Here is a 7,618-nt window from a genome sequence, read left to right as displayed (position 1 = left end):
CACTCACACCCACGACCTGGCCCCTCACCCCCCGCAATCCAACTTCCTTATTTATCACTCGTTGCGTACTAACAAATGTTTGGTGAACCAATCGGTTGAATCTGCTGTTTACACCTAAGACTTGTGCCATAATTGCGCATCTGTAATGCTTGTAATACTATCAAAAGCGTATCGCTGAAAGAAGAACCAAAGAAACTGCCAAAATTGGAAATAACTGAGAGTCCCCGTTCTGTAGGCAACCATAACTTCAACGACTTCCTCAACAGGTACAGATTGTCCCTTAAGAATATATTCAGGGATCCTCATAACCACCAGGCAGTTAGCCTTAACCGGACGGTTTCCCCGAAAATTGTCAGTGAAGTTATGCGCCAGTTTCCACTTCAGGTATTTCTCTCTGAAGAGCATGGAGGTATGGGCGCAAATACCGGTGAGTGTCTGGCCATGCTCGAAGCATCATCCTATGAATCTCTGCCACTGTCCCTGATGATGGGAATCAATGGTGCGTTGTTTATTCAACCGGTGACTCGATATGCCGATAAATCGGAAGCTCGCAATATTTTCAAGAGATTTGCAGCTGAACAGGCCATGGGCGGACTGATGATTACCGAACCTGACTATGGCTCCGATGCCCTGCATATGCAAAGTCGATTCACCGGCACAGAATCCGGATATCATGTCAAGGGGCTTAAACACTGGGCGGGCCTTACCGGCTGGGCAGATTACTGGATCCTTACGGCACGCGAACAGAAAAAAGACGGATCGCTGGCAAGAGATATCGATTTCTTTATTCATGACTCCAGAAACAGCGGTGTTGAAGTGGAAGAGTATTTCAACAATCTCGGTCTCTACATGCTTCCCTATGGCCGCAACCGAATTGATGCATACATCCCGGAATCTCACCGTCTGATCAAACCCTCAACCGGGATCAAGCTTCTGCTCGACATGCTGCACCGCAGTCGGTTGCAGTTTCCCGGGATGGCTTCGGGTTTTTTGAAAAGGATTTTGGATGATGCAATGGTACACGTAACAAGCAGGCATGTGGGAGGACGAGCACTTTTTCAATATGATCAGGTGCGGGAGCGGATTCAGCGCATGCAGGCCTGGGTAACGTCGTGTTCGGCCATGTGCGCTTTTACTAGCGTTCAGGCTCCCATTGACAGGGATCTGTCTGCTATGGATGTGGCAGCCAATGCGATAAAATCTGTTGTTACCGACATGATGCAGGAGGCCTCCCAGTCTTTTCTGCAGTTGTCCGGTGCCGTCGGATACAGGTTGGACCATATGGCGGGAAGAGCTGTTGTTGACAGCCGACCTTTCCAGATTTTTGAAGGGTCCAATGATATTCTCTATCAACAGATAACCGAATCTATCGTAAAACGGATGAAAAAAGAAAAGGCAGCGTCCCTATATGCCTTTCTTGAGGAGTATGAGCTTACGGCCAAAGCTTCCGGATATCTTCGTTCGGTTACGGATTTTGCACTGTCACCGGCTCTGAGTCAGCGTAAACAGGTTGCACTCGGCAAAATGCTGGGCCTCACAGTTGTATTGAATTTGGTCATTGAACTGGGTGAAAAAGGGTTTCAATCACAACTGATTCAGAACACCATAGGTACCCTGACTTCCGATATTAACAAGATACTGAACTATGTGCATGAATCGGCAGATATTAACCCGGTCGATCTGAAGGATGATGCCACCGATTGGTTCGGCATTCTAACACGTTAATCCGGTTATCGGTCAGCCGGCATGAAGTGTTTCATGCGTTATCCAGGAGCTTTGCTTGAGCATCTTGTGAACGGGACATTTCCCGGCGATAGCATCCAGCTTTTCGATTTGCTCATCATTCAGCGGTCCGTGTACCCGGACTATCGCGTGGATAAAACGAACTTTCCCCTTGTCAATCATTTGCGGATGCTGTTCAAATCGCAGATCACCTTCTTTAACCGACTGCTTGGACGCTTCAATCTGAACATCAATGTCACCCAAAGGGATATTCTTTTTTTCAGCATACATTCGCAATGTCATCGAAATGCAACCAGCAAGTGCAGAATAAACGGCCTGGACGGGTGTGGGTCCCTGATTAGTTCCGCCCAGTGAGACCGGCTCGTCCAGTATTTGTATGTGATCATCTATTGTGATGCTGGCTAAATACTTTGGCTCTGACTTTAATTGAGATTTTATCATTGATTCAAATGTTTTTATAATTTAACGGAATGCCTTTGCAGGCGGAAACCGCTTCAAATATTATCATATATACATTTAAATATATCTATTTTCCCAATGAAAAAAAAGGTAGTTGTGCTGACAGGAGCGGGGATGAGTGCCGAAAGCGGAATCGCAACTTTTCGTGATTCCGGTGGATTGTGGGAGGGAGTGGATGTGATGGAGGTTGCTTCGGTGGAAGGCTGGTACCGGAATCCTGAGAAAGTGCTGCAGTTTTACAACGAACGCAGAAAACAGCTCAAAATGGCGGAACCAAACGCTGGTCATCGGGCACTCAGGGAGCTGGAAAAGAATTACGAAGTGGTCATTATCACACAGAATGTAGACGATCTGCACGAAAGGGCGGGTTCGAGTAACATTATCCATCTTCACGGGGAACTTACCAGGGCACGGCCGGTGGGTGCCGATCATCCTGTCAGGGACATAGGCTATTCCGAAATACACCTTGGTGATACCGATGAACAGGGGCGCCAGCTTCGCCCCAATATTGTTTGGTTCGGAGAGATGGTGCCCATGATGGATGTCGCCGCAGCCGAAGTGGTTGACTGTGATTTCTTCCTGGTAATTGGTACTTCTCTGGCGGTGTATCCGGCCGCCGGACTTGTAGACCTGGTGCCAGAAGGTCGGCCGGTATACGTTATTGACCGTAAAAAACCCGAATTCCGCTTTGCCGACGGAGTAACATACATAGCCAAAAGCGCGGTATCCGGTACACCAGAGTTGGTCAGTAAGCTACTGGATTTGGAATGAGAAATAAAATACAGGCCACGTCCCCTTGCGCAGCCCTGTGCAATGCGTTCGTGAGCTACTGGATTTGGAATGAGACTTTAACGAAAAGGTAAATAATGAAACAGGAAGAAAGAGAAGCATTACTGGAGTACCTGGTACAATTTTCAAACATCGAAAAAAGATTTCCCCTCTTTCAGGGAGTCCAGGATCCTGAAGCCGTGTCGGATTTCATTGGCCTTGAATTCGGACAGTTCAAACGGATTCGGGAAAATTTCGACAAAATGATCAGAGAGGCTGCCGGAGAGATTTTGAAAGATGAGGAGATGCTGGACCTGATTCCAAAACTTCCGTTCAAATCGGGAGAAACCATCGCGGTAATCGGTGACAGCATTACAGACGATCGGCAGGGATGGTTCCGGATACTATCAGAAGTGCTGGATTTGTCAACTCCCAAAGCGTCATTCCGATATATAGACGCCAGCCTGGCGGATGCAATTTCCGCGGATGCACTGCGCCGCATGGAACGGGATGTGCTCGGCCATGAACCAGACTGGGTTATCATTGCGCTTGGCAGTCAGGATGCCCAAAGGCTTCACCTCACCACCGGGCGCACCCTCGTGAGCATTGCCGAGTTCTGGGAAAATTTGAATGCGATTGAATCTGCGGTCCTTCAAAACTGTCCCAATCCCCCGGTTTGGATTACCCCGCCACCGGTTATCTCCGAGATGATGCAAACAATGCCTCTGCATGACGGTATTCTGAAAGAAGAGGACTTGCGGGAGTTCCGGGAAGTTATCGCAGGAAAAACAGGTTACATCGTCGACCCCGCAGGAAAGCGGATGGGTTCACCGCCTCAGGCCTGGAACTATCTGAGCGATGGTTTTCATCCCTCTCTGACCGGCCATATTGCAACCGTAAAGAGCATCATAAAAACCTGCACGCTTTCGGAAAGTGAACGAAACAATTCCGCAGACGGGGACAGCGATATGGATTCGTGAGCCACCCGGCCTTGGCTTGGGATCAGCTTAAGCCGATCGATCATCCTGCGTTTTTCCAACCAACCTCCCGAGGCCGCATCTGTATCCGCAAACAATTACAGCGAAACCCGGATGCGTGTCAGTTCGATTCCGAAGCCGGTCCGGTATGAGACCCCTCCATAACTGTCGAGGGAAAGCGTGTGCAGCAGCGTTGGCTGCAAAAAGCCGGCACGGTAGGTGCTGTTATCCGACTCCAAAGTTATGAGGCCGGTACTTCCGGCGCTTTGACCGGGCCGGAACTGGGTATATGAGTCGTAGAAACTGTCAAAACTGCCGGGTGTGCTGAGGACAAAGGCATCTACCAGTCCGAAGGCAAAGCCAAACCACGCTCCTGTACCTGCGCCGTACTGTACGCCTTTAATGATTTCGGAGTTGGTCATAAGAGTAATGGCGGTACCAACGATCACTCCGGTAGCGGCTCCGTAAAAAGTATCCATCAGAATGATGGTTCCGGAGGTGTTGCCGGCAGCCAGAAGCCCGTCCACGTAGTACTGCGAACCGGTGGATTGAGAAAGGTCGTAAAGCCCCACACCCAGTCCGAAAATGGTGCCCATACCCAGGCCGAATCGTAACGGATAATAGTCGATGTCGCTTTTATTTTGGAGAGCCATGGTGGCTCCGCCGAGAGCGGTACCGGTAAGGGATCCGGTCAGGGTGTTGATGGAGACGATCCGCAGGTTTTGTGCTTCAGCAACAGGGTGCGTGGCGACGTGGAATAAAAAAAACACCGCCATCAGAAGAGCACTCTTTTTAACTGTTTGCATGGCAATCAGAATAATCGTTCGGGAGGGTTTGGAGGAAGATAACAGAAATGTGCGAATTTGAGAAATCATGGATCACCCAGTGCCGCCGGTATGACTCTGCCATTTAAGAACCGGTGTCCTTTCAAGGCAAAGTCGCCAATATACTCGCCTATGTCATCCGGTTTGACAGGAGCTTTTACGCCCGGAAATGCCGTTTCGAACATGCCGGTCTGGACACCACCAAGACAGAGACAATTTACCGAGATGTTATGCTCCTTTAATTCTGTCGCCATACTTTCTGTCCATATGCTCAGCGCTCCTTTCGCAGTGCTGTAGGCGGCCAGGCCGGGAAATTTGGAACTTCCCTGAAATCCACCCATACTTCCGATGGTGACAATGTGAGCGTTTTTACCGAAAAAGGGCAGCAATGCGCGAAGTAACCGCACTGCCGACATGACATTCAGGTTCCACATGGTATTCCAGTCGCTGTCGGTCAATTCCAGAAATGGCTTTTTAATCAGCCCGCCGGCATTGTGCACCATTGCTGTTAATTCCATGTTTTGCCCCCTGACAAAATCTGTCAGCTTCTGAATGGATCCACTGTCAGTAAGATCTGTCGGGACAACATCGATACGGCGCGAATTGCTTTTTTTGAGTGCCGCCAACGGCTCTTCCGATCGGGCGGTGGCAAGGATGTGATATTTGAGCCCGGCCAGATAACGGACCGTCGCGTTTCCAATTCCCTTGCTGGCGCCAGTCACCAAAATCGTTTTTTTTGACATATTTCGATTCGTTTTGTGCGGGTTTACAACTCTGTTGTCTGCCGGGATGCCTTCTCGGGTTGCGACAACACTCCGCTGTACCCGATGTTGCCGGCCAGAGTGGCAGGCCTGGTGATGAGTGAGTCCGGATTCAAACCAAGTTCTTCAAGCAGCCCGATTTTCCGGTCGGTGAAAGCCATACGGTGCATGGTATGAATGGGATCGGCTGGTGGCAGGTCTATGCGCCGGGGATCGACAGGCTGACCGTGTTCCCAAAACCGGAAGCAGAGATGCGGACCCGTAGCCAGGCCCGTGGCACCTACGTAACCGATCACCTGACCCTGGTTGACCGTAACACCGGCTCTGATTCCATCAGCGAAACGGGACATGTGCAGATAGCCGGTTTCGTAAATACTGTTATGCCGGATGCGCACAAAATTTCCGTTATTGCGTCCGTAACCTGCAGTCGTAACCACACCATCACCCACAGCACGGATTGGAGTACCAACCGGAGCAGCATAGTCGGTTCCGTGGTGCGGCATATTTCTGTTCAGGACAGGGTGGTACCGGCTGTTGGTAAATCGTGAACTGATGCGGGTATAGTCCAGAGGCGCCGCCATAAACTGCCTCCGAAGTGAATTGCCCGCTTCATCAAAATACTCATCCATATCGTTTTGACGATAGTGGAACGCGTAGTAGTCCTGATTCCAGTGCGTAAAAATTGCGGCCTTTATTTTCCCGGTTTCAATGACCCTGCCGTCAACCAGATGCTCCTCGTAGAGTACTTTGAAGCGATCTCCGGGCTGAATTCGGTAAAAATCAATTTGCCATGCGAATACATCCGCCAGCCGGTAGGTCAGATCGGGATTCACGTCGAGCTGCCGCAGCGTTTGGTACAGGGATCCCCGGATTTCACCACTTACCAGACGAGTTTGAACCTCTTTGGGCTTGGATCCGCGCACAACGGTGATGCTGTCCGATATTTCAAAACGTACGTAATCGAGCTGGTTTTCTTCGTAAATAATGTAAGCAGGATTGCCGGCGGGTCCTTCGGTCTCATCCGTATGCGAGTAGAGATGCAAGGGGCGCCCTGCCCTGATCCTTCGCACATCGAACACACCCCGAGATGCGATGCTCAACTCGTGAATCTGCCGGTGACTATATCCGTGATTTCTGAGGATGGTTGAAAGGGACTGATTTCTGCGGATGGAGTGTACCGTAACATCAAAATCTTCATCAATTCCAAACGAATCCAGACGGGGTTCAACTTCATTTTCCTGTTGTTCCTGCTCGTGAATCTTTGCGGTTTCAGTCACGTCCTCATGGGCATCGCCTGAGGGAAAATGGCACCCCTGAAGGGATATGATGAGGAGAGCAAGGAAAAAGGGAAACCGGTACATGAGAATGGTAATCTGTGGGAGACTTCCGGCGAATGCCGGTGATTAAGTAGTATTCTGATAAAAGTAACCATTGTTGTTGATTTAAAACAACATTCATTCCGTAACTTGTGCTATCAGTCACGTCTGGTTTTGTCCCATGGAATATCTTTGCGGCCTTTACGGTGATTCTCGTACCTGGACATGACAAACAGCAAATCCGACAGTCGGTTCAGATATATTAACGATTCATCGGAGATATCGTGATCCTTCCGGCAGGTATAGACAATCCGCTCGGCTCTTCGGCAGATGGTTCGGGCCATGTGAAGGCCGGCGGCTCCACTTGACCCTCCGGGCAGAATGAACGTCTTCAAAGGGGAAAGTGACTGTTCCAGCCGGTCAATATCCTGTTCCAGCCGGTGATAGTCGGCCTCGGTAATTCGTTCAATCCTCGAGTTTTTCTCGGGAGGAGTGGCAAGGTCGGCCCCAAGCACAAACAGTTCATGTTGAAGCCGCTCCAGAATGCTCCTGATATCCGGATCCGGATCGGCAGCCAGGGTCAGTCCGAGCATACAGTTGAGCTCATCGACGGTACCGTAAGCATCGATCCGTATATGGTTTTTCGGGACCCGTTCCCCGCCGAAAAGAGAGGTGCTGCCCTGGTCACCTGTTCGGGTATAAATTTTCATGTGTTTAAAATTTTCAGATTAAGTGGACACATGCAAATTCATAACCGGTTTTAATCATGC

At 49.9% G+C, this 7,618-nt stretch carries 8 protein-coding genes; 3 read left to right on the top strand and 5 right to left on the bottom strand.

Features of this window, described 5'->3' with window-relative positions:
• Positions 1–363: 363 nt before the first annotated feature.
• Entirely contained in the window at positions 364–1,725 is a 1,362-nt protein-coding gene (locus tag QA596_07820; GenBank protein ID MDG5767367.1) for an acyl-CoA dehydrogenase, read from the top strand.
• Positions 1,726–1,737: 12 nt separating this feature from the next.
• Here QA596_07820 and QA596_07815 read toward each other — a convergent pair whose 3' ends face one another.
• Positions 1,738–2,184, bottom strand: coding sequence for an OsmC family protein (locus QA596_07815; GenBank protein ID MDG5767366.1), 447 nt, complete (start codon positions 2,182–2,184; stop codon positions 1,738–1,740).
• A 96-nt stretch (positions 2,185–2,280) separates the two neighbouring features.
• Between QA596_07815 and QA596_07810 the strand changes: the two genes are divergently transcribed.
• On the top strand, positions 2,281–2,973 hold the full coding sequence (locus QA596_07810) for a Sir2 family NAD-dependent protein deacetylase (protein ID MDG5767365.1): 693 nt from the start codon (positions 2,281–2,283) through the stop codon (positions 2,971–2,973).
• Between the two features lie 95 nt (positions 2,974–3,068).
• Positions 3,069–3,950: an SGNH/GDSL hydrolase family protein gene (locus tag QA596_07805; protein ID MDG5767364.1), complete on the top strand. Its 882-nt coding sequence runs from the start codon at positions 3,069–3,071 to the stop codon at positions 3,948–3,950.
• Positions 3,951–4,045: 95 nt separating this feature from the next.
• Here the strand turns inward: QA596_07805 and QA596_07800 are convergent, their stop codons facing one another.
• From QA596_07800 to QA596_07785, 4 genes are all read right to left on the bottom strand, one after another.
• Entirely contained in the window at positions 4,046–4,753 is a 708-nt protein-coding gene (locus QA596_07800; protein ID MDG5767363.1) for a hypothetical protein, read from the bottom strand.
• 65 nt (positions 4,754–4,818) lie between these two features.
• Positions 4,819–5,514 carry an SDR family NAD(P)-dependent oxidoreductase gene (locus QA596_07795; protein ID MDG5767362.1) on the bottom strand — a complete coding sequence of 232 codons (696 nt, stop codon included), beginning with the start codon at positions 5,512–5,514 and terminating at the stop codon, positions 4,819–4,821.
• Between the two features lie 23 nt (positions 5,515–5,537).
• Complete coding sequence (locus tag QA596_07790; GenBank protein ID MDG5767361.1) at positions 5,538–6,809, bottom strand: peptidoglycan DD-metalloendopeptidase family protein; 1,272 nt, start codon at positions 6,807–6,809, stop codon at positions 5,538–5,540.
• 197 nt (positions 6,810–7,006) lie between these two features.
• Positions 7,007–7,558 (bottom strand): cob(I)yrinic acid a,c-diamide adenosyltransferase, encoded by a 552-nt coding sequence (locus QA596_07785; GenBank protein MDG5767360.1) that lies wholly within the window; start codon positions 7,556–7,558, stop codon positions 7,007–7,009.
• Between the last annotated feature and the right edge of the window lie 60 nt (positions 7,559–7,618).

The organism is Balneolales bacterium ANBcel1, from assembly GCA_029688905.1.
In the GTDB taxonomy this organism is placed as follows: domain Bacteria; phylum Bacteroidota; class Rhodothermia; order Balneolales; family Natronogracilivirgulaceae; genus SLLW01.
This window is presented reverse-complemented; position numbering and strand designations above follow the sequence as displayed.